This window comes from Psychroserpens mesophilus (assembly GCF_000826645.1).
GTDB classification, from domain to species: Bacteria; Bacteroidota; Bacteroidia; order Flavobacteriales; family Flavobacteriaceae; genus Psychroserpens; species Psychroserpens mesophilus.
Genome location: NZ_JXJP01000020.1, coordinates 335,973 through 358,353, shown reverse-complemented (window position 1 = coordinate 358,353; position 22,381 = coordinate 335,973). Strand labels below are relative to the sequence as shown.

20 protein-coding genes are annotated in these 22,381 nt (G+C 34.0%); 5 read left to right on the top strand and 15 right to left on the bottom strand.

Annotation, left to right across the window (positions count from 1 at the left end; translation table 11 throughout):
• Window positions 1-7 precede the first annotated feature (7 nt).
• From TD18_RS14355 to TD18_RS14345, 3 genes are all read left to right on the top strand, one after another.
• On the top strand, window positions 8-1,432 hold the full coding sequence (locus TD18_RS14355; protein ID WP_040253912.1) for an L-serine ammonia-lyase: 1,425 nt from the start codon (window positions 8-10) through the stop codon (window positions 1,430-1,432).
• 69 nt (window positions 1,433-1,501) lie between these two features.
• On the top strand, window positions 1,502-2,320 hold the full coding sequence (gene panB / locus TD18_RS14350; RefSeq protein WP_040253911.1) for a 3-methyl-2-oxobutanoate hydroxymethyltransferase: 819 nt from the start codon (window positions 1,502-1,504) through the stop codon (window positions 2,318-2,320).
• 102 nt (window positions 2,321-2,422) lie between these two features.
• Entirely contained in the window at window positions 2,423-3,118 is a 696-nt protein-coding gene (locus TD18_RS14345) for an RluA family pseudouridine synthase (protein ID WP_040253909.1), read from the top strand.
• On the opposite strand, the gene TD18_RS14340 is transcribed toward TD18_RS14345, so the two are convergent.
• The 8 genes from TD18_RS14340 to TD18_RS14305 all read right to left on the bottom strand — a co-directional run bounded on the left by TD18_RS14340 (window position 3,115) and on the right by TD18_RS14305 (window position 9,931).
• Window positions 3,115-3,822, bottom strand: coding sequence for a sensor histidine kinase (locus TD18_RS14340; protein WP_241480683.1), 708 nt, complete (start codon window positions 3,820-3,822; stop codon window positions 3,115-3,117). The two genes, TD18_RS14345 and TD18_RS14340, sit on opposite strands and share 4 nt — an antisense overlap.
• A gap of 59 nt (window positions 3,823-3,881) precedes the next feature.
• A complete protein-coding gene (locus TD18_RS14335; RefSeq protein WP_040253904.1) occupies window positions 3,882-4,592 on the bottom strand; it encodes a hypothetical protein in 711 nt (236 codons plus the stop codon).
• A gap of 11 nt (window positions 4,593-4,603) precedes the next feature.
• A complete protein-coding gene (locus TD18_RS14330; RefSeq protein ID WP_040253902.1) occupies window positions 4,604-5,110 on the bottom strand; it encodes a hypothetical protein in 507 nt (168 codons plus the stop codon).
• A gap of 90 nt (window positions 5,111-5,200) precedes the next feature.
• A complete protein-coding gene (locus TD18_RS14325; RefSeq protein WP_040253899.1) occupies window positions 5,201-6,049 on the bottom strand; it encodes a 5-oxoprolinase subunit C family protein in 849 nt (282 codons plus the stop codon).
• Entirely contained in the window at window positions 6,042-6,776 is a 735-nt protein-coding gene (pxpB, locus tag TD18_RS14320; RefSeq protein ID WP_040253897.1) for a 5-oxoprolinase subunit PxpB, read from the bottom strand. The genes TD18_RS14325 and pxpB overlap by 8 nt, the downstream gene beginning before the upstream one ends.
• 3 nt (window positions 6,777-6,779) lie before the next feature.
• Window positions 6,780-7,517, bottom strand: a complete 738-nt coding sequence (gene pxpA, locus TD18_RS14315) for a 5-oxoprolinase subunit PxpA (protein ID WP_040254054.1) — start codon at window positions 7,515-7,517, stop codon at window positions 6,780-6,782.
• A 73-nt stretch (window positions 7,518-7,590) separates the two neighbouring features.
• Entirely contained in the window at window positions 7,591-8,817 is a 1,227-nt protein-coding gene (locus TD18_RS14310; RefSeq protein ID WP_040253894.1) for an Nramp family divalent metal transporter, read from the bottom strand.
• Window positions 8,810-9,931: a DUF2891 domain-containing protein gene (locus tag TD18_RS14305; RefSeq protein WP_040253892.1), complete on the bottom strand. Its 1,122-nt coding sequence runs from the start codon at window positions 9,929-9,931 to the stop codon at window positions 8,810-8,812. Before TD18_RS14305 ends, TD18_RS14310 begins: the two co-directional genes overlap by 8 nt.
• Before the next feature lie 123 nt (window positions 9,932-10,054).
• Here TD18_RS14305 and TD18_RS14300 point away from each other — a divergent pair, with 123 nt between their 5' ends.
• Window positions 10,055-12,214: a tetratricopeptide repeat protein gene (locus tag TD18_RS14300; protein ID WP_040253889.1), complete on the top strand. Its 2,160-nt coding sequence runs from the start codon at window positions 10,055-10,057 to the stop codon at window positions 12,212-12,214.
• Here TD18_RS14300 and TD18_RS14295 read toward each other — a convergent pair.
• From TD18_RS14295 to TD18_RS14275, 5 genes are read right to left on the bottom strand one after another with little or no spacing between them, the layout of a single operon-like run.
• Window positions 12,211-13,749, bottom strand: a complete 1,539-nt coding sequence (locus TD18_RS14295) for a YifB family Mg chelatase-like AAA ATPase (protein WP_040253888.1) — start codon at window positions 13,747-13,749, stop codon at window positions 12,211-12,213. The genes TD18_RS14300 and TD18_RS14295 overlap by 4 nt on opposite strands.
• 42 nt (window positions 13,750-13,791) lie before the next feature.
• Window positions 13,792-15,291: an amidohydrolase family protein gene (locus tag TD18_RS14290; protein ID WP_084205931.1), complete on the bottom strand. Its 1,500-nt coding sequence runs from the start codon at window positions 15,289-15,291 to the stop codon at window positions 13,792-13,794.
• 6 nt (window positions 15,292-15,297) lie between these two features.
• Window positions 15,298-15,621: a hypothetical protein gene (locus TD18_RS14285; protein WP_040253883.1), complete on the bottom strand. Its 324-nt coding sequence runs from the start codon at window positions 15,619-15,621 to the stop codon at window positions 15,298-15,300.
• 10 nt (window positions 15,622-15,631) lie between these two features.
• Window positions 15,632-16,120, bottom strand: a complete 489-nt coding sequence (locus tag TD18_RS14280; protein WP_052461197.1) for a hypothetical protein — start codon at window positions 16,118-16,120, stop codon at window positions 15,632-15,634.
• A 12-nt stretch (window positions 16,121-16,132) separates the two neighbouring features.
• Window positions 16,133-16,759, bottom strand: a complete 627-nt coding sequence (locus tag TD18_RS14275; RefSeq protein ID WP_040253880.1) for an N-acetylmuramoyl-L-alanine amidase — start codon at window positions 16,757-16,759, stop codon at window positions 16,133-16,135.
• 145 nt (window positions 16,760-16,904) lie between these two features.
• Here TD18_RS14275 and TD18_RS14270 point away from each other — a divergent pair, with 145 nt between their 5' ends.
• Window positions 16,905-18,377, top strand: a complete 1,473-nt coding sequence (locus tag TD18_RS14270; protein ID WP_040253876.1) for an SLC13 family permease — start codon at window positions 16,905-16,907, stop codon at window positions 18,375-18,377.
• Here the strand turns inward: TD18_RS14270 and TD18_RS16820 are convergent.
• The gene (locus tag TD18_RS16820; protein ID WP_052461196.1) at window positions 18,374-20,851 is read right to left on the bottom strand and encodes a T9SS type A sorting domain-containing protein; all 2,478 of its coding nucleotides are present in this window, start codon (window positions 20,849-20,851) and stop codon (window positions 18,374-18,376) included. The two genes, TD18_RS14270 and TD18_RS16820, sit on opposite strands and share 4 nt — an antisense overlap.
• A 43-nt stretch (window positions 20,852-20,894) precedes the next feature.
• Window positions 20,895-22,358: a T9SS type A sorting domain-containing protein gene (locus TD18_RS14260; protein ID WP_040253873.1), complete on the bottom strand. Its 1,464-nt coding sequence runs from the start codon at window positions 22,356-22,358 to the stop codon at window positions 20,895-20,897.
• Window positions 22,359-22,381 lie beyond the last annotated feature (23 nt).

The window sequence follows — 22,381 nt, the reverse complement described above, 5'->3', positions numbered from 1 at the left end:
TTAGTGAATGGAATGTATTTCTGTTTTTGATATGCTTAAAATTGGTGTCGGACCTTCAAGTTCCCATACCTTAGGTCCGTGGAGAGCTGCTGAACGCTGGATTAAAGAATTAAAGGATTCCAATAAATTTGATAAAGTAGAAAAAATAACGGTCGATCTTTACGGTTCTTTATCCCTTACCGGAAAAGGACATGCCACTGATTACGCAATTCTCTTAGGTTTAAGTGGAGCTGATCCTGAGTACATTCCTGTAGAATCTATTGATGTTATCATAGCTTCGATTAAGAACACCAACGTTTTATCTTTTAACAATGAACGCAGCATTCCTTTTGACGCTAAATCAGATATTATTTTTAATAAGAAGTTTCTACCATTTCATTCCAATGCCTTAGTCTTTTCGGCTCATATCAACGGTAGACGTCATCGTGCAACCTACTATTCTATTGGTGGTGGGTTTGTAGTCCAGGAAGAACGTAAAAATTCTAAAGCCAATAAAATCATTTTCTATTGTACATTTCCGTATCCAATTTCAACTGGAAATGAACTTCTGAAATTTTGTAATGATTTAAAACTCCCTATTTCTGGTGTGGTTTTAGAAAACGAAAGATCTATTAGAGATGAGGCCGTTATCAATTCAGAAATACAGCGTATTTGGGACACCATGCTAGAATGCATGTATGTTGGTTGCCATACTGAAGGACATCTTCCAGGTGGTTTACACGTGAGGCGACGTGCCTATGATATGTATCAAAGTCTTAAAGGTGAAAAACCTTATGAGACACCCGTTGAATGGCTGAATTCCATTAGAAACACTGAAGTTAAATTCCGTCAAATTTTAAAATGGGTAAGCTGTTTTGCACTAGCTGTTAATGAGGTTAATGCCTCACTAGGTCGTGTTGTAACGGCTCCAACGAATGGTAGTGCTGGTGTAATTCCTGCAGTTTTAATGTATTACCTAGTCATTGAAAATCACGATGGAAACTTTGAAGACATCAAACGCTTTTTGTTGGTAGCAGGAGAAATTGGAAGCATCTTTAAAAAAGGCGCAACCATTAGTGCAGCCATGGGAGGATGCCAAGCTGAAATAGGTGTATCTTCTGCAATGGCAGCTGGAGCTTTATGTGAGCTCTCTGGTGGAACTCCTGAGCAAGTCTTAGTAGCTGCAGAAATTGCCATGGAGCATCACTTGGGTATGACCTGCGACCCTATAGGCGGATTGGTTCAAATTCCGTGTATAGAACGTAATGCCATGGGAGCCATAAAAGCTATTAACGCTTGCGAATTAGCATTAGATACGGATCCTAACAATGTAAAAGTACCATTAGACAAAGTCGTACAAACCATGTGGGAAACCGCAAAAGATATGAATACCAAATATAAAGAAACCTCTGAAGGCGGATTAGCTGTTGGTGTTCATTTGAGTGATTGTTAGTTTTTCCTCTTCATAATAAATTAAATTTAAGAAATCTCTGTATTTTTACGAATAATTAAAAATCACCATATGTCAACCGCAAAAAAAGAATACAAGCGAATTACTGTAAAGACCTTAGTCGATATGAAGTCTAAAGGCGAAAAAATATCAATGCTTACAGCCTACGACTATACTATGGCAAAAATAGTTGATGAAGCAGGAATTGATGTGATTTTAGTTGGTGATTCAGCTAGTAATGTTATGGCAGGACACGAAACAACACTTCCAATTACATTAGATCAAATGATTTATCATGCGTCCTCTGTTGTTAGAGCAATTGAGAGAGCATTAGTTGTTGTTGATCTTCCTTTCGGAAGCTATCAAAGTGATCCAAAAGAAGCTTTACGTTCAGCCATTAGAATCATGAAAGAATCAGGAGGACATGCTGTAAAAATGGAAGGCGGAAAAGAAGTGAAAGAATCCATTAAACGTATTTTAAACGCAGGAATTCCTGTCATGGGACATTTAGGTTTAACACCACAATCAATCTATAAATTTGGAACGTATACAGTAAGAGCTAAAGAGGAAGAAGAAGCTGATCGACTTAAAGAAGACGCACTTATGCTAGAAAAAGCAGGATGTTTCGGAATTGTTTTAGAAAAAATTCCAGCAAAATTAGCTCAAGAAGTTGCTGAAAGTGTTTCCATTCCTGTGATTGGAATTGGTGCTGGTGCTGGTGTTGACGGACAAGTTTTAGTACTTCATGATATGATCGGAATGACCCATGAATTTAATCCGCGTTTTTTACGTCGCTATATGAACTTATATGAAGACATGACTACTGCTATTGGTCAATATGTAAAAGACGTTAAGGCTGTTGACTTTCCGAATGACAAGGAACAGTATTAATTACTGTTGGTTGTTAGTTGTTTGCTGTTAAAAAAAGGACTTTTCCAATTGAAAATTATGCAACTGAATAACTAAACCTATCAACATCTAAACAACTTTTATTTGAAATTACTCTCTAACAAATCTAATTTACAAGTGCTTTACGAGGATAATCATATTATTATCGTTAATAAGCGTGCTGGTGATATTGTTCAAGGTGACAAAACTGGCGACACACCATTAAGCGACGTAGTAAAAGACTATTTGAAAGACAAATACAATAAACCTGGCAATGTGTATTTAGGCGTTGTACATCGTTTGGACAGGCCAACGACTGGGATTGTCATGTTTGCAAAAACAAGCAAAGCTTTACCTCGGTTAAATAAATTGTTTTCTGATAAAAAAGCGAATAAAACCTATTGGGCCATAGTAAAACAAACTCCTGAAATACCCAAAGACACTCTAATTAACTGGCTGAAGAAAAATCCGAAAAACAACAAATCTACAGCATACCATAAAGAAATTGAAGGTAGTAAAAAAGCCATTCTACATTACAAAACATTGAAGATTTTAGATAATTATACGCTTTTAGAAATAGAATTAGAAACTGGAAGGCACCATCAAATCAGAGTACAATTATCGAGTATTGGCTCTCCTATAAAAGGCGATTTAAAGTACGGCTTTGACAGAAGTAATAAAGATGCCAGTATCAGCTTGCACGCCAGACGCTTACAATTTACGCATCCTGTTTCGAACGAACCTATTGACGTCATTGCGCCTTTACCAGATGACCCTATTTGGAATGCCTGTAAAGATTAAAGTGGATACTTGATTGTTAAAGTTACACCGTCGTTTGGTTCTGTTTGCAAATCATAAGTAGCATTAATTAACTCAGCTCTACTTTTCATATTAATCAATCCAGAACCTTTTTCTGAAGTATTTATATCAAACCCTTTTCCATTGTCTGATGCCGTAATCACCAACTGATTTTCATGATAATCTAAAGTTACATTAATCACCTCAGCTTCAGAGTACTTAACAGAATTAGAAAAGAATTCCTGCAAAATTCTAAATAGTATAATTTCATGCTTTTTATCTTCAATAGTTTTCGTATTCCCTTTAACACTAAGTTCTGCAGATGAAAACTTCATTCGTTTCAATCGACTCAATTCATTAGATATAGACTCCTCAAAACCCATATTTAGCAAAACATCATTGTTAAGAGATTTAGATAATGAACGCACTTCCTTGAGACTTTCTTTTACGCTTAAAGAAGCATCTTCCAGTTTAGCTTTTAAATCTTCAGGAGCTTTAGATGTCACCATTTTGAGCTGCATATTGGCATAAGCTAATAACTGACCTACATTATCATGAAGCTCCCAACCGACATGTTTTAACGTTTGTTCTTGGATTTCAGATTGAGTTCTTGAGATTTCTTCATCAAACCTTTTCTGTTGCTCTATTTGTTCTAATAAAAGCTTGTTTTTGCGCTTCTGAAAGGTTACAAAAAAAAGGATAATCATAGTTGACAATAACAACAGTGCAAAAATGACATAGCCTATTAAAGCAATTTCCTCCTTATTTAATGTGTGCTCTTCTTGAGCGAGTACCAAAAACCGAATGTAATACATGAATATGTGAAAATGTTAATATACAACAATAATAACGATCTGAAATTTACAAATTCTGTATTAAAAGGCAGAAAATAGCTATTGTAAATAAAAAGTGGTGTAGCGCATAAGTGCCACAATAATAGTGCTACGCTAATATAAAATGAAGGCAACTTATAATATTGAAGGATAAAATCACTATTCATCAATTCTACAAAATAAAGAATTACAAAAATTGATATAATAACTGATGCCAGAATATTATCATGAGGCAATCCAAATCCAAAAAAATTATCCTTATCTGTATAATAAATAATAGCAAAAATACTATATATAATAACTATAAATCTGATAAAAAGCTTAGACGCAGTATTAGAAATTAATTCGGTATAAAAGACACCTAAAAACCCAATGGTTAAAAATGAATAGATATTATAAAGCCAAGTGTTTTGGCAAAACACACTATTCTTCCAAGAAACAAACCAACCATAATCGTAGTTATTTTGCAACATGGTTTTGTAATAGCCTAAAACCTCAACAACTACTGTAATCCATAAAAAAACAATAAATAATTTTAACTTCTTATTTTTGGTTCTATGCAAATACACAGAACCAAAAACAGCAGCTAAAATCTCGAAGAATTTCGTTATAAAAGAATTATTTTCGTAGAGAAATTCATTCAAAATTTAAATTATTATTGTGGATAATTTGCACTTGGTGGACGACCTTCATCTCCATGATTTAAACCATCACCTCCATCGATATCATCGCCTCCTCCTTTTTGCATCATAAACATATTACCTTGAGATGTTTTCAAATATCCTGTTGGAACGAATATATAGGTTGAGTAGCCAGGGTTTTTTCCATCACCAGGATGTGCTCCAGGATAAATTCTTATGCCATCCATTGTATATCCTAATGAATCGGCTTGATTTTTAGCTAGAACCAAGTAGTTTTTTACATCTTCTAAAGCATACCATGAAGACCTATTGTCTCCTCCATCAACACCATTGAACAAGCTATCATTAATAGCTTCATACCTGGGATTATATGCTTGCGTTAAAGTTTTTATTTCGTCAGGTTTGATTAATCCATTTGGTTGAGAGGGTAACATTTCGATAGGCTCTTGTTTATGACAGTAAAAATACATGGCTAAAGCTCCTAAGATAAATCCTAAAATAAGTAATATTAATTTTTTCATAATTGGTTAGTTTGAATTAATTGCTTGCCTAAAGTATTGAAAATCTAAACATAAAACCAAAAAATATCAAATTTTCTAGGTTTTTTCTTACTAATCAATGCATTTCAACCTAAATTTATCGCCAAAAATCTTTTGTGACAATTGATTTATAGATGACTCTGAAACTTGCAAAATTCTAGGATATCCACCTGTAGTCTGACAATCTCTCATTAAAAACAACAACTTCCCAGAAGGCGTTAACTGCACTGTTCCTGGCAAAACTAAAGAGGTTATAATTGATTCCATAGTGTTGTTAATGGATTCTTTTACTTGATAAGCCATTCTGTTACTATCATTTGAAACTGTAAATTCTGTTGAAAACAGCATTTCTTCCTCTCTTTCCGACAAGTTACTATATTCTATTCCCTTTGTAACTTCAATGCTTGTCACTTCAAAATGACTTTTAGTCATTTTCATTAAAGCAAACGGCTTTTCAATAGCACTATGCTGTTCAGAAATAGAAATTAAATCTCCTTTTTTTAGTTGTGAACTCATTGTGATAGGATAATACATGCTACAACTGTTCATAATAAATTCTGTTTGAAAACCTCCTTTAACAGCTACATAAGCTCTACAACCATAATTTCGATTTCCAAATGACAAGACATCATTTTTAAGAATTTGAATACGCGAATTCATCCTTACTCGTTTGGAGTTTATCATCGGACATAAATCTGCTCCAGACAAAGCAATTTCAGTATCACAATGAAACAATAGCTTTGGTCCATGTATAGTAATTTCTAATACAGCACTAGACAAAGCGTTATCCAATATAAGGTTTGCAACTTTAGCTGAATGTAAATCCATCGCTCCAGAAAAAGGCACACCATACTCTTGAACATCAAAACGTCCTAAATCCTGAATACTATCATATAAACCGTTTTTAAGTACTTCAACCATCAATAACCTTGTTTTCTATACTAAACATTTCACTTTGAATATCTTCTTTAATGTTATAATATGTATTGATATCAATAGGAATAAATTGAATTTTATCTCCTGCTTGTGCAAAACAAGGATCATTTACTTTAGCATTAAAAAAATCCAAGGGTGAATTACCAATAATATTCCAACCAGCAGGACTAAAATTTGGATAGATTCCTGTCTGTTCATTTCCTATAGCAACAGACCCTTTTTTTACCTCTAATCTCGGACTTTCTTTACGTGGAAAAAAGAGTCTTTTATCTAATCCACCTAAGTATAAAAAACCAGGCAAAAAGCCAATAAAAAAAACGGTATAAATCACTTCGGAATGAAGCTTAATAATTTCAGATTTTGAGAGTTGTTTTGCCTTAGATATTTCATCTAAATCAATACCAAATGCATCATCGTAACACACCGGAATTTTCCACAGCTTACAAGTTGAATTGATTAGTCTTACTCTTGTGGAATAGAGCGATTTTAACACTAAAAATTCATCATTGATATTATCAATAGTATATACATAAATAATTAATATCGAGTTATATGCATTATTTACCTGAAGTATTGATTTAATTTCTGAATTTATGATGTGATTTTTAAAAATCAACACATCGTCAAGGATATTTTCATCAATTTTTTGTGGCCACTGCACTAAAATTGAACGTTCAGAATAGTGATGATATGTAAGTTTATAATCTGTCAAAAGCTACAAAATTTTAATTGAATTTTGCTCTAATTTTTGAGTTAAATATTTTAAATTTTCAACTACATTTTCATGATCACCATGCACACAAATCGTATCCACTTTTAGCGCTACTTCTACTCCATTTTTTGTTCTCACATTTCCTTGAGAAACCATCCTAAAGACATGTTCAAAAACAGCTTCCTTTTTGTGAATTACAGCATCTCGATTTTGCCTTGAAATCAAAGTCAAATCCTCATTATAATTTCTATCTGCAAAACCTTCAAACATTACTTGTAATCCATTTGCAATTCCTATTTTAGACATCATAGACTGAAAAGGCGCATAAAGAATCACATTGTCATCTAATCTTTTAACAACATCAATAATAATTTGCGCAGTTTTTTCGTCTGTGGTTGCTAAATTATACAAAGCTCCATGCGGTTTGACATGATGTAACTTCAAATTCATAGACTTTAAAACAGCAATTAGAGCCTTAATTTGCTCATCTATGACATTAGACAAATCAGATGACGACATTTCAATACTTCTTCTTCCGAAGTTTTCTCTATCAGGAAATGAAGGATGTGCTCCAATTTTAACCTTATGCTTTTCAGCTAATTTTGAAACACGCTTCATGGTTTCAATATCTCCTGCATGTCCACCACAAGCGATATTGCATGACGACAAGAAAGGCATCAGTAAATCTTCATTATCAAGACCTTCTCCCAAATCACAATTGATATCTATATATTTAGTCATCTCTGATTTCATCAAAAATTAATAATTCATTTGTAGATTCTTCGCTACCCTCTGAATGACATTAAATCTACTATCATACGACGTTAAATACTTTCAAAATACTTTTTACACCTAAAAAAACTGCTATAGCCAGAATTATAAAACCAAAAACATTTTGAAGCATTGAGTTTTTATAAGTTCCAAGAACAGAAGACTTGTTCATAATCCACAATAAAAATCCAGCGATAACAGGTAATAGCAATCCATTAGCTACTTGGGCAAATTTGATGATTTCGATAGATTTAAATCCGATAGATGAGAACACAACACCTAAAACTAAAATAAACATCCAAACCAATCTAAATGATTTTGATTTCATATTTGAACTCCAACCCAAGCATCCTGAAGCCACATAAGACGCAGCTAAAGGTGCTGTAATAGCACTTGTTATTCCAGCAGCAAATAAGCCAACTGACAAAAACACGGAAGCATAGCTTCCAAATAAAGGCTCTAGACCTTTTGCTAAATCGGAAGCATTATTTACTTCAGAAGAATTAATTGCTGCTGCAGATACTATGATGCACATAGACACAATTCCACCTAAAACCACAGCAATAATTGTATCTTTTCTCGCATATTGAAGATCAGATTCATGTTTCCATTTTTCTTTGACTAAAGATGCATGCAAAAACAAATTATAAGGCACGACAGTTGTTCCTATTAAAGCCATAACTGTTAAAACACTATCATTTGAAAACCTTGGAATGAATACTCCTTTAAATACTTCAGATAAGTCAGGCTTGGTCATTATTGCTGTGATTAAAAACGATAGACTCATTAAAATCACAAGAGAAATTAATGCCTTTTCCAATATTTTATAATTACCTATATAAAGCAATATAAACGCCATGATACCAATTATAACACTAAATAAATTGAGGTTGAAATTTCCAAAAGTTAGCATCTGATTTCCAAATAAATTTTCTAAACCCAGTACACTTCCGCTTATATTTCCCGCTTCGTAAGCCGCATTACCAATAACTATTGCAGACAGGATTAAGATCACAGCAAGTGTTCTCACCAATGGATTTGAAATTTGCGTGCGAATCACTTCGGACAAACCCTTTTGTGATATAATTCCCAAACGCGCAGCCATTTCCTGTAAAACGATCGTTGCTACAATTGACAATACCATTGCCCAAAGCAGTGCAAAGCCAAAGTTAACACCAGCCAGCGTACAAACAGTCACAGTTCCTGGTCCGATAAATGCAGCTGCAACCAAAGGTCCTGGACCAATATTTTTAAACCAATTTTTAATCACGCTCAACAGAATTTAAAGCATAAATAGCAAAACTCCCAAGCCAGTGACCACCTTCATAACTATCACCAACGATACCTGGTAATGAGTAATTGATATGCTGATTTGCAATGTTTTTTAAATGACTATATTCTGGTAAATCTTTTGCTATTTCGTTTAAACTCCATGCTCTGGAAAAATTCACACCATCGAGATGCACTAATTTTCCATCGGTTCTGTCACTCACTTTTCCAGTTTCAATAGTAAAGTTTTTATCATTAAGCTGAGGAAGAAAATCTAAAAGCCATGTTTTATATTCTTCCAAAGGCAATACACGTTTCATCAAAGCAGCTTCTTCTAAACAAGGTGACAAAAAATCAAATCCGCTAGGTTCCCAAGATATTGGACAGTCAGCATCATTGCCATAAAAATCTTTTGCACGTTGTTCTATAAGCGATAATAACTCGGCATTACCAACCGTTTTAGCGTAGTCATACGCAAATGAGAGTCCGAACGCAGTATTTGGATGCTCACCAACTCGAATTGGATAATTGAGCTTCGGTAGAAACTCTAAATATTTATCGACAATCAAGTCGGTTAAAGGTTGAAGATTAGCCTCTAAAATTTTTGCGTTTGGGTGATCCCAAGTATGTAATTCTTCAGCAAGTTTCAACAACCAAGCCCAACCATAAGTGCGCTCGTAAGATGAATTATGCTTTCCGAAGAAATAAGACACTTCAGTTTTGATGTTGTCTTCAGACATATTTTCAAGCAACATGGCCATGATTTTATTCTTATTGTTCAATTCAGGAAACTGCTTTAATAGACTAACCAAACTCCAGTGACCATGTACCGCAGAATGCCAGTCGAAGCAACCGTAAAACGCTGGATGCAAAGCTTGAGGAGATTGTAAATCGGCATCACCACCAATCACCTGATTAAGCTTGTTAGGATATTCTGTTTGAATACAATCTATTGGTAATTGCGCTAATCGGTTAGCATCTAGGAGATTCAAAATTGGAATATCAACCTCTTTAACTATCTGGCTTTCTGAAGTTTCAGCTTGATTCGTTTTAACATCAGAGCAGCCAAAAAACAACAATAAATAAACACAAAAGACAAGTTTATATCTGTACATATTAATTGGTTATGGAATTGTCTTTAAATATAATGCATTTGCTCAAGAGTTCGTGAGCTGTTTTCAATAGTTTTGATTAAATATTGTTATCTTCGAATTAGTTTTAAAGCACTATTTGTTGCTATGAATAAAAAAAAATGGTTTAAAACCTTACAATTTCTTGCTGCTTATCTAGTTGCAGCTTGGACATTTTTACAATTTGTTGACTGGATTCTCAATCGGTATGATATTTCGCCTTATTGGGTAGATGTTTTACTGTGGTTTTTCATTGGTATCATTCCTTCTCTAATGATTTATCTGCACAACCAGGAACGAATCAATAAGCGTATTTTGAAACTTCGTGAAAAAATTATATTTCCACTAAACATTATCCTTTTATCTCTAGGACTCTACTTTGGTTTTGGCAACACCGATTTAGGAGCTACAACAAAATCTATAGATTACACGACTGAAGATGGCGAACAAAAAACCACTGTAATTACTAAAGAAGAATTTAGAACAGGAATTCCAATTTATGGCTTCAAACAGGTCGTTAAAGATAGTGCCACTGACTGGATGCGATATGGTATTGGAAGGTTATTATACGAAGACTTATTACAAAACAAAAGCCTTAGTCCTGAGTTTGAGCACCTCACCAACACAACAACAAAAATTAGAGAAGCATCTTTATTTTACGACTTTTATGTAGATGGAAGCTACCAAAAAGTAGATGAAAATTACGAAATAACAACTCATATAAGAAAAGCAAACAATGGAAAGTCAATAAAAAAACAAACTTTTAGCGGTCCAAACTTTATGACGTTAATCGATGATATTAGTGTATTTATTACCTCTGAAGCTGGCATTACCGAAAACAATAACAACCTTAATTATTTAGATCTTCCTGTAAATGAATTTATTAGCAATTCGTTACCAGCACTGGAAGCCTATGCCAATTATGATTATACAAAAGCTTACGATATTGATAAGAATTTTGCTCTGGCCTATTTAGAGCAAGCTAAACGAAATACAAAATTCAATAGAGGAAAACTAGAGACTCAGGATATTATTGACAAAGCGTTTTCATTAAAAAATAAGTTACCTCTACAAAAGCAATTAGAAGTTTATATTCAGAGAAGCTTGGCATATGAGCAATATGATGACGCCGAAAAACAAGTCAAGTTACAATTAGAAGTTGATCCTACCAACGAATTCTATAATTCTATATTATTTGCTATTTATGGTGAAACTAATAATAAAGACAGCTTTATAAAAGCAGCTGAAAATTTATTCAATAAAAATCCTAATGCTTATTCTGGTTTAAATCTAATTGAAGCGGCAATGGTCAACGGTGAGGAAGACAGAATCATTGAAGCTCTAAAAACTTATGAAATTATCCAACCAGCAGTTAGTGCTTTAAAAATAGAGCCTTTGATATTGAAAGGCGACATTAACAAAGCCAAAGCTATTTTTGAAGAATACAAACTATCTAATCCAAAAAACACGAATAGAAATAGAGCTTATGATTCTATTTTTACGTATTTAAAAAACAATACACCAAAAATTGAAGATTTTAAACCATTTATTGGCACCTATAGGTCTCAACAAAATGAATTGATTTTAAAGTATTGGATTGAAAACGACAGATTAGTACGATATGTAAAAAATCAAGGTTTAGATATTTCTATTCCTGCCGGAAAAGACGCCATTGGAGGTGGGTTTATACAAAACACTACCAACTACAATAAGCTTTTAAAAGACAGTAATGGCAAAACCATTGGATTATACAACCATCAATTTTATTGGAATGGCACAAGTGAAAATTTTTACTGGAAGTTAGACAAAGACATTCTGGCAGCAAATAAAGCCTTTGAAAATCAAGATTTAAATCTTGCCGACTCGTTATACACAATAGCTATCGAAAATAACCCAAAACATGAGTACTTAAAAAACATATTGGCACATATAGAATACACTGCTAGTAAAGCATCTGACTCTATACAGCTTCAGAATGAAAAATTTACTGGCTCTTATGGTCCACGAAACTTTTGGTCAGAAAACAATAAATTTTATTACAAACGTAAAGATGATAAAGGTGAGTTGGTGAAAGTTGAATTACTCCCAATTTCTGAGAATCGCTATATGGATTTAACCCGATTAGGCACCATTATGGAATTTACAAATGATCCTTCTGGAAAAATGGCTTCAAAATCATACAGCCTTACTATTGACAAAGACTTACGTACCGAGTGGAAAAATGAAAGTAATGACAAAATCGTCAATTATTTTTTAAAAGACGACTAACCCAACCAACCTTCACGATCCATACTTCGGTATTGAATGGCTTCAGAGATATGAGCTCCTGTAATAACTTTCGAAGCTTCTAAATCGGCAATAGTTCTAGAAACTTTAAGAATCCTATCGTAAGCTCTAGCAGATAGATTAAGTTGTTCCATGGCGTTCTTAAGTAAGTCCATGGAAGCTTTATCGAGCCTACAATAGGATCTAATTTGTTTGGTATTCATTTGCGCGTTGTAGTGTACATTTTCTGAATCTTTAAATCGTATCGTCTGCAACTCTCTAGCTTTAGTAACTCGTTTTCTGATGTCTACGGAAGACTCTCCTTTTCTCTCATCTGACAACTTATCAAAAGGCACAGGAGTGACTTCAATATGAATATCAATTCGATCTAACAAAGGACCCGAAACCTTACTCAAATAGCGTTGCATTTCGGCAGGTGACGATGTTACAGGCGCATTCGGATCATTAAAATAACCTCCAGGACTCGGATTCATACTTGCAACCAACATAAACGATGATGGATAGGTCACAGTAAACTTGGCTCTGGATATTGTAACTTCCCGATCTTCTAAAGGTTGTCGCATCACTTCTAAAACCTCGCGTTTGAATTCTGGTAATTCATCTAAAAACAACACACCATTGTGTGACAAAGATATTTCTCCTGGTTGCGGATAGCTTCCACCTCCAACCAAGGCGACATTAGAAATTGTATGATGCGGACTTCTAAACGGTCGCTGAGCCATAATACCTGTATGTGCTTTAACGCGACCAACTACGGAATGAATTTTAGTCGTTTCAAGTGCTTCAGACAAGGTCATTGGCGGTAAAATACTTGGCAATCGTTTGGCTAACATGGTTTTTCCTGCGCCAGGAGGACCAATTAAAATAATATTATGTCCACCAGCAGCTGCAATTTCCATGCAACGTTTAATGCTTTCCTGACCTTTAACATCAGAAAAATCGAACTCAGGAAAGTCTAAGTTTTTATAGAATTCTTCTTTTGTATTGATAATCGTTTGTGGAATATCTATGCCTTTATCGAAATGTTCAATAACTTCTTTGATATTTTCAACACCATAAACCTCCAATCCATCAACAATTGCAGCTTCTTTAGCATTTTGTTTCGGTAGAATAAAACCTTTAAAACCTTCCTCTTTTGCCTTCACAGCAATTGGAAGCGCTCCTTTTATGGGTTGTAGATTTCCATCTAAGGACAATTCTCCCATAATGAGATATTGCTCTAGATTGTCGCCTTTAATTTGTTTTGTCGCGACTAAAATTCCGATAGCTAAGGTTAAATCGTAAGCAGAACCTTCCTTACGTAAGTCAGCTGGCGACATATTGATTATGATTTTCTTTCCCGGAATTTTATAACCGTTATTTTGAAGTGCAGCAGCAATACGAAAATTACTTTCCTTAATCGCATTATCAGGCAAACCAACTAAATGGTATCCAATACCAGAATCGACATTCACCTCAACAGTTATGGTTGTAGCTTCAACGCCAAACACTGAACTGCCAAAAACTTTTTTGAGCATACATAGAAATATTTCTATAAATATAGATAATATTCTACAATTTTAATAGGATTTAAAACTTGTACTCAAAAATCGTTTCGCATTCGAATGACTAATCATATAAAACAAGTCTTCACCTATATAGCTTCGAAGGTTTTGAAATAAGGCTTTTTCGGTATTTTTTTGAGCCACAACATAGTAGTCTGTTCCGAAGAGAATTTTGTGTTTCACTTTGTCATCTTGAAGCAAATATTTCAGAAGCGGAAATAACTCTTCATTAAAAATAATAAAGCTGATGTCTGTATAAACACCTTCATACTTAATCATCAGGTCATAAATAACCGACAACCAACTTGCATTCCACCAAATCGTTCTCGTACTGCCATGATTAAGTGTATTTTTAATTTTACTATTTAGATAATCTTCTTTAGAACTGTGTGAAATGTTATTGTTGTAATTGTTCCAGTTATCTTCAGTATATCGCAACCATTCCTTTGTACCACCAAAATGAGCTAAGCAGATTTTCAATTTACTTAAATCGGTTTCTACACCTAAATAATCGCTCAGCAAGTCTTTATCTAAAAGGCAATGGTAATTTAAAGGATGTGAAAAATTTGTCGTAAAATCGTAATTCTTAGTCTGAGGTAACGGAATAGGAATCGGCCCTTCCTCCTTTTTCTTAGTATATTTTAAAATAGGATGCTGATCCCATTCTTTTTTCTTTTTTCCTCTAAAAAACACAGTGCCTTCAATACAATGCGTTGTAATCGGAATCTGATGTTCTTGCGCAAACTTAAAGGTTTCGATTAAATCTTTATCAAACGGATAATACCCTAAAGCTGGATACAATTTAATCCCATGAAATTTCTGTTTTGAAAGATTTCTCTTCACATAGGTTTGATATGAAAATCCGTTAACATTAATTTTAGGGTCAGCTATTCGACGAGGATCTGCAAACACGAAAGGCAACATCTGCCCTTTATTATTTGACTTCACTTTTAAAAGTTCATCCAGTTGTTGCATATAATTTGCAATGGGTTGACCAGCTTCCATGTAATCCATATCCATTGGTAAGACTACAAATTTAGTATCAGTGTCATAGGTTTTTTCCAGTAAATCGAATACTTTCCGTTGTCCTGATTTACTATAGGTGGCATAACGTCCAATGGTTCTAAAGCGTTTAAAAGCTGCTTTCGTTTCAGCACTAAACAAATTACTTAAGGCTAACAAGTTAATCAGCATTTTAAAAAGCCAGTTGAAGAAAAACAAAATGAGCGTATAAAGCCAATACAGTACTCGCGTAAACTTTAATATGTCGAGGAAAAAGTGTTTTACTTTCTTACATTTATGCAGAAAACGCTTGTAGTTATTATTTCTATAGGTCAAATTAAGATAGTACCATTTCACAACCTTCATCGTAATGACCTGATACAACACTGGCATGATTTTCTTCCCAAAATTATTGGGCACATGGTCAATGGTAAACGTATGTGTGTGGCAATTGTAAACCGTGTATCGTTTAGGTATTTGTTCTTTAGAAGTCGATTCTATTTGATGATCCATAAGCAATTACACAACAACAGTGATTACTGTGTTTACAATGGTTTTAATAATTTTATTTTTTAAATGTCCCAATCTCAATTTTGAAACACCTGCTTGATACAAGGCGTTAAGTATGAGTAAATCTTTCTGACTTTTCAATAACCATTCATAGTCTTCAGGAGTGAGATCACCAGACTGAAGCAAACTTGTCCATCGCTCCAGTTTCACCTTAGAAAGCATCAAAAACGACTCAACATCCTCTTTAGTTTCTTTTTTATAATCTGAATAACTCTCTCCTAAAACCTTGAGTAATTCTTCCTTTAGCAGTTGTATTAGTCCTTCAATTTCCATAACATCAATTTTAATTGGTTCCTAAAAAGTTAAGAATATTCGTCTCATTGGTTTTATTCTTTTGGGCTTCGTATTTTATAATTAAATCTAAGGCTTCGGAAACCTGAAGCTTTGCCTCGTTTGTAAATGCTTCGGAAAGTTGACCATCATCTTTCCAGCGTTTAAAAAATCCGGCGAGTAAGTTTTTATCTTTGTTTGCCAGGACATTCCACATGGCATAACTGACTTCATTATTGGGTTTGTTTTTTTCGTATTCTACCATCTTCTGAAGCTCCAGCATCAAATCTTCTACTTCAACTTCAAACGTGTTGAAAGGCTGTGAAGCATCATCCATAAGGTTTAAACTTTCCACCTTAATAGAAATGGCTTGCTGATACGAATACTGATCAAAAATTGCAGTTTTAAGACTTTTGCAGGACGACAAAAGCAACAGCAAAACCATTACTAATATTGATTTCCGAAAGGCAACAGTCCTTTTAATATAATTTTCAAGTGTCATAATTGGATCCCTTTAGGGTATAAAATTTAATGGTGAGGTCTCTTTAAATATTTCAATTCGAGTTCTCAAAATGGCCTGAACATGGTAATCTATAATACGTTTTCGTCCTTCCCGAACATTCAGTATGGTTCTGAATTCATCTTCATTATCCATAAAGAAATTCTCTGTTAAAATCGCTGGCATTTTGGTATGTTTTAACACATAAAAATTGACTTCTTTATCTAAATCGCCATCACTATCAAAATCGGTTCTTAAATTTATATCAGGAAATTCTTTCTGGTATTCTTCCCCAAAAATAGTCGCAATCGCATCACTTTTTGTCGGTTTAACAGATGTGAAAATTTCACTACCAGTTCCTCCTCCAGCATTAGAATGGATACTTATATACACACTCTTACTTGCAGAATATTTATTAGCACGATTGACGCGAGTTTTCAAACTCACATCCCAATATTCGGGAGCAATATTTACATAAGGAATCTTTAAAAATGTAAGTTGTTCAATAATTCCGTTGACAATAGCGCGATTAAATTCGCCTTCATAGATAATGCCTTTGTCATTCCAGTCTTTTCGTTTTCCTGGTGTTTGATATGCACCATTTATTAATCCGCCATGACCATTATCAAGCAATACTATCATATTCAAAATTTTAGATGATTTAAAGTTATGAAAAAATAGCGCGTATATCCGAAAAGGAAAACAATTATTTATCTCTTAAGTTATTTCAAAATAAATGAAATAGCTTCCTCATAATTTATGTATTTTAGGCTACAATTTTGATTGTATGAATCTTACAAAGCGCATCGGACTGGTCTTAGGACCACTACTTTTTGTCATTATTAATCTGTTTGTAAAACCTGAAGGATTATCACCTGAAGGCGTTGCAGTACTTGCTTCTACGGTTTGGATTGCTATCTGGTGGATTACTGAAGCCATTCCAATTGCAGTTACAGCTTTACTGCCAATCATTTTGTTTCCCTTATCTGGCGGAATGGATCTAGTAACGACGACAGGATCTTTCGGACATAAGTATGTGTTTTTATATTTAGGCGGATTTATCATTGCCATAGCGATTGAAAAATGGAACCTTCACAAACGTATTGCGCTTCATATCATTAACATTATAGGAAGCGATGTTCGGAAAATCATACTTGGATTTATGATTGCCACAGCATTCTTATCGATGTGGATTTCAAATACAGCCACATCTGTAATGATGTTACCTATAGGTATTGCTATTATTAAACAACTAAAAGACAATCCGGAAACGATTGAAAATGAACATCAGATTTTTGGTAAAGCTTTGATGCTAGCTATTGCTTACAGCGCATCGATTGGAGGCATTGGTACGTTAATTGGGACACCTCCAAATCTCGTACTTGCAGGTGTGGTTTCGGATCTGTATGGTTATGAAATTACATTTTCACAATGGTTTATGTTTGGCTTTCCTATTTCGATACTTTTACTTTTTATCTGCTGGAAATACCTCACACGTTACGCTTTTACATTCAAGCAAACGGAGTTTCCAGGAGGAAAACAAGAAATAAAACGACTTTTAAAAACCTTAGGAAGCATTAGCTATGAAGAAAAACTAGTCGCTATTATTTTTGCAGTCACAGCATTTTGCTGGATTACGCGCTCTTATTTACTACAACATATTTTTCCAGCATTAGACGACACTATTATAGCTGTGTTTTTTGCAATACTCTTATTTTTAATTCCATCGAAAAACAAAAAAGAACGCCTTATCAACTGGGAAGAAGCCGTTAAATTACCTTGGGGAATTATATTACTCTTTGGTGGTGGCATGGCTTTAGCAAAAGGTTTTGAAACCAGCGGATTGGCAGATTGGATCGGCAGCCAGATGACGACGCTTCAAGGAGTTACAACTATAATTTTAATTTTATTACTAGTAACTGCCGTGAATTTTCTAACTGAAATCACATCCAATCTTGCTACGACAGCGATGTTATTACCTGTGTTGGCACCAATGGCATTAACGGTAGATGTTCATCCATTTGTATTAATGGTTGGCGCAGCAGTTGCAGCATCATGTGCCTTTATGCTTCCAGTAGCAACACCACCAAATGCAGTAGTTTTTGGATCTGGATATTTACGAATTCCAGATATGGTGAATAAAGGCATTGTAATGAATATCATCTCGATTATCATCGTAACACTCTTTGTGTATTTTGTATTACCTGAAGTCTGGAATATAGCAGTTGAAGGGTTTCCTTCAGAATTAAAAACAATCTAATTCTTAATGAATTTAACTGTTTGCTGTTTACCTTCAGCTTGAATATTTAAAAAGTAAATCCCTGAATCTAGTTCAGAAACATTAATACTAATAGTCCCTGATTCTTGAACGGAATGATTTTTCAGTAATCTTCCGTTGATATCAACAATATCAAGTTCTTCTATTAAGAGAGTACTTTCAATGGTTAAATCTGAATGTGTAGGATTAGGAAATACTCTAAATAATTTATCTTCAAATTCTGAAAGCGACAATTGTTCTTCTACAATTTCAGTTTCATAAGTATTCGTAACAATTGGCGGATTAAAATCGAAGTAAATTTCAGCAGTATTATAAAAAATATCACCAAGAACAACATTGTCTTTTGGTTTGATCTTATAAGCGATGTAACCATGGGAATTAGACTCATCGTTTGTACTATCTGGTAAATTGATATTGTTAAAAATAAAATTTACCTCACTTCCATTTAAAATTTCGACACGTCCAGTATGACTGAGACTTTCAAGCTGCATGGTTGTCCAATCTAATTTCTCATCTAAACTATTTTCAACTCTCACATTGATAGCACTTGCTGTTCCTGTATTTTGAAAGCGAATGAGATAATGTAAATATTTATCTACATCATCAATTAAAATTTGTTCACCTTCAAGACAAGTGATATCATTTGGATCATAGGAACCAATAACTGTTTGTTGCAATTCAAAAACATTATCTTCTTCTGTTTCATCTCCAGACATTGGGCTTATAGTTGCTGTTGAGATTAGCTCATCTCCTATTTCAGTTATTGGAGGTGCGAACACATTAAATTCTAAATCTATGGTTCTGGTTTCAAACGGATTTAAATCGGTGTAATCAAATGTCAATGTATTACTCGTTTGAGTTGAAACAGTTTCACTGGCATTTAAAAACTGAAGTTTTGTATCGTCAAATTCGAAAGACACAGAGCCACTTAATTGCATGGTTCCAATATTGTTGTAAACTAATTTATAGGTAGTATCAAAACCTGGACGTGGGTCATTAATGCTTGGGTAAACAACAATATTTAGGTCATTATGAACACCATTAGGTTGTATGCAAAAGTCCACAGTATCTGTATTACCAAAACCCGAGAAATTAGAAGTTGACGAGATGGGATTTGAAGAATAATAATTTGGTAAATCTTGAATTTGAGTAGTCAAATTGCCTTCATTAGGAAACAATTCGTAGGAGCCATCTGCGAGGCTAAATGTAGAATAGCTTTCCTCGTTATTAGTTGAAGAAATTAAAATATTTGGTACAAAAAAATCATTCAAATCACAATCATTTTCATCTAAATCATATGTAACAGTGCCATCAATTTTATTTACAATTCCTAAGTTAAGAAACAAAAGTATCTGTGTTCCAATCCCTACTAATGCATCTATTTTTCCATCACTGTTGATATCTGCCATATGCAAATAATTTGCACCAAAAAATGGATAATCGTTGTTAACAAATTTTGGCGAGCTAAAAATCCCATCACCATTTAAGTTTTCAAACCAAACTAAATTATTACTGAGTATAGTAAAAATATCGTTATCACCATCATTATCAATATCAACAACTTCCACATATCCTCTTAATTGCCATATTGAGGTAGTTATAATTTGTTCGGAACTAAAAACACCTTGACCATCAGTGTTTTCATACCAAGCAATCTTATCATCAGAAGTTGAACCTGATACAACATCCAAATCCCCATCACCATCCATATCTTTTGCTATAACAGTAATTGGACGATCCGCAGACGTTGTTATTATTTTTTCGGCACTAAAATTACCTAGTCCATCAATATTTTCGTACCATGCTACTTTATCATCAAGTGGAGAAGCAGATAAAATATCCATATCATTATCCCCATCTATATCTGCCACATGAATATATCTTGTAATTAAACTAGTTGACGAGCTAATGTCGATATCATTGGTTATGATTTGTTCAGTACCAAAAGTACCTTGGCCATCACTATTTTTATACCAAGAAACTCTATTCAATGTTTTAGAAACAGTAATAAAATCCATATCTCCATCACCATCTAAATCTGACGTTAAACCATAATGTGCTTCAGCAGAAATATTTTGTGCATCTCCAAAATTACCAATCCCATCTGTATTTTTGAATGTATTAATAAATGTACTGGCGGGGACAAATACATCAAAATCACCATCATTATCCAAATCGCTGGGATAAACTGAACTTGCAAAGCTGTTGGAATCACCTAAAGCATTTACTTGAAAGAGATTATTTTGATCCCCTGTATTCTCATACCACATTATATCATTTGCCCCACCAAGAGAAGTAGCTAAAATATCCAAATCTCCGTCATTATTTATATCAGCTGTAGAAATTGATATAATAAGATTTGAATTATCTATTGAATATCCTTCCAGAAACCCAATCTGTCCAAAAGACAATTGAATAGTAAATATTAAAGTAAGAGTAATGTATAGTTTTTTCATATCAATAAATTTTAGTAAATATAATTATTTCAGTTATGTAAGACTAGTTCTTAATAAACCGAATCACCTGTTCACTATTATCAGATTGAATGTTTAAGAAATAGATACCATTAGATAAGTAATCGACCTCGAGGGTAACCTCTTGGCTTAAATTTAAGTTATCTATAGTATTTAAAAGTCTGCCGTTGATATCAACAATTTTAATATAGCTTGTAGCTACTTTACTTTGAATGGTTAATGTCGATTTTGTTGGATTAGGAAACACACTAAATATTTCCGATTCAAATTCTTCAACCGAAAGCACATTTGTAATATCATACACTTGAACAAACCCTGAATTATTTCCATTTACATCTCTATAAGGATCTCCAATAACTACTTTTGTTCCATCAGAAGACAAGTCAACACTAAAACCAAAATCATCATTTATTGCTTCACCAGCAATAGCATTTCCAACCATAATCCAATTTCCATTATCAAACTTAAAAAAACGTGTGTTATTTTCTTGAGGTGCTCCTACAGCTAAAACAGTTCCAGAACTTGACAAATCGATTGCCCAACCGAAACGTTCAAACGAATCACTTCCTTGTATTTCATTTCCAAAAGTCTGCCAAGTATTCCCTATAAGCTGAAAAACTTTTACTTCACCAGAATCTGTTCCGTTCTCATCATTTCCCCAGCTTCCGATAGCGACAATACTTCCATCATCGGAAATAGAAGACGAGGCTCCAAAGAAATTACCAGGAACTTCTCCTGAGATGGTCTGACCTGTTTGTGACCAAGTTGAATTTTCAAAAGAGAATATTTTTGCATAACCTTCTCTCGTTGTTCCATCAATATTTATCCATGCTCCACAAATCACATGATTTCCATCACCAGACATATCTAAGGACATTCCAAACACATCATTTTCATTATCTCCAAAATGCTCAAACACGAGATTCCACTGACTTCCATCATAATCGAATATTCTTAAAACGCCATTATCAAACTCTGTGGTATCAGTATATGGTGCGCCAACTGCTATTCTGTTTCCATCATTAGAAATTGAAATACTTGTACTAAATTCATCATTTACATTTACACCAGCTACTGTATTACCTTTTTGAACCCAGTTAGTTCCATTAAATTCAAATACCCGAGCACTTCCAGAATTAAAACTACCAACATCACTATATTGAGTACCAACGACAACAGTTAAGCCATCACTTGTAATATCAACAGAACGTCCGAGTCCATCCTCATCTGCAGTACCAAGAATATCATTTCCCAGTTGAATCCAGTCAGTTCCATTAAACTGAAACACTTTTACCTGGCCAGCTGCGTAAGCTCCATCAGAATTTCCAGGAGCTCCAACAACAACTGTTTGTCCGTCACCAGACATAGCAACGTCCCAACCCATGGAATCATAAATGGCGTCACCATCAATATCATTTCCTATTTGAACCTGAGAATAGCCAACAAGTGATAATAAAACGAGAATAATTGATATCGTATTTGTTTTCATAGTTTTTCGAAGATATTGAAATT

Bases quoted from the DNA above. Each gene is read 5' to 3' on its own strand.
- TD18_RS14340 (WP_241480683.1), bottom strand. From the start codon at position 3,822: ATGATTATCCTTTTTTTTGTAACCTTTCAGAAGCGCAAAAACAAGCTT.
- TD18_RS14330 (WP_040253902.1), bottom strand. From the start codon at position 5,110: ATGAAAAAATTAATATTACTTATTTTAGGATTTATCTTAGGAGCTTTA.
- TD18_RS16820 (WP_052461196.1), bottom strand. From the start codon at position 20,851: ATGAAAAAACTATACATTACTCTTACTTTAATATTTACTATTCAATTG.
- TD18_RS14295 (WP_040253888.1), bottom strand. From the start codon at position 13,749: ATGCTCAAAAAAGTTTTTGGCAGTTCAGTGTTTGGCGTTGAAGCTACA.
- TD18_RS14275 (WP_040253880.1), bottom strand. From the start codon at position 16,759: ATGATAGTATTGCTTGATAATGGTCATGGCGGATTAATAAATGGTGCA.
- TD18_RS14355 (WP_040253912.1), top strand. From the start codon at position 8: ATGGAATGTATTTCTGTTTTTGATATGCTTAAAATTGGTGTCGGACCT.
- pxpA (WP_040254054.1), bottom strand. From the start codon at position 7,517: ATGACTAAATATATAGATATCAATTGTGATTTGGGAGAAGGTCTTGAT.
- panB (WP_040253911.1), top strand. From the start codon at position 1,502: ATGTCAACCGCAAAAAAAGAATACAAGCGAATTACTGTAAAGACCTTA.
- TD18_RS14260 (WP_040253873.1), bottom strand. From the start codon at position 22,358: ATGAAAACAAATACGATATCAATTATTCTCGTTTTATTATCACTTGTT.
- TD18_RS14325 (WP_040253899.1), bottom strand. From the start codon at position 6,049: ATGGTTGAAGTACTTAAAAACGGTTTATATGATAGTATTCAGGATTTA.
- TD18_RS14285 (WP_040253883.1), bottom strand. From the start codon at position 15,621: ATGGAAATTGAAGGACTAATACAACTGCTAAAGGAAGAATTACTCAAG.
- TD18_RS14300 (WP_040253889.1), top strand. From the start codon at position 10,055: ATGAATAAAAAAAAATGGTTTAAAACCTTACAATTTCTTGCTGCTTAT.
- TD18_RS14305 (WP_040253892.1), bottom strand. From the start codon at position 9,931: ATGTACAGATATAAACTTGTCTTTTGTGTTTATTTATTGTTGTTTTTT.
- TD18_RS14270 (WP_040253876.1), top strand. From the start codon at position 16,905: ATGAATCTTACAAAGCGCATCGGACTGGTCTTAGGACCACTACTTTTT.
- TD18_RS14290 (WP_084205931.1), bottom strand. From the start codon at position 15,291: ATGGATCATCAAATAGAATCGACTTCTAAAGAACAAATACCTAAACGA.
- TD18_RS14280 (WP_052461197.1), bottom strand. From the start codon at position 16,120: ATGACACTTGAAAATTATATTAAAAGGACTGTTGCCTTTCGGAAATCA.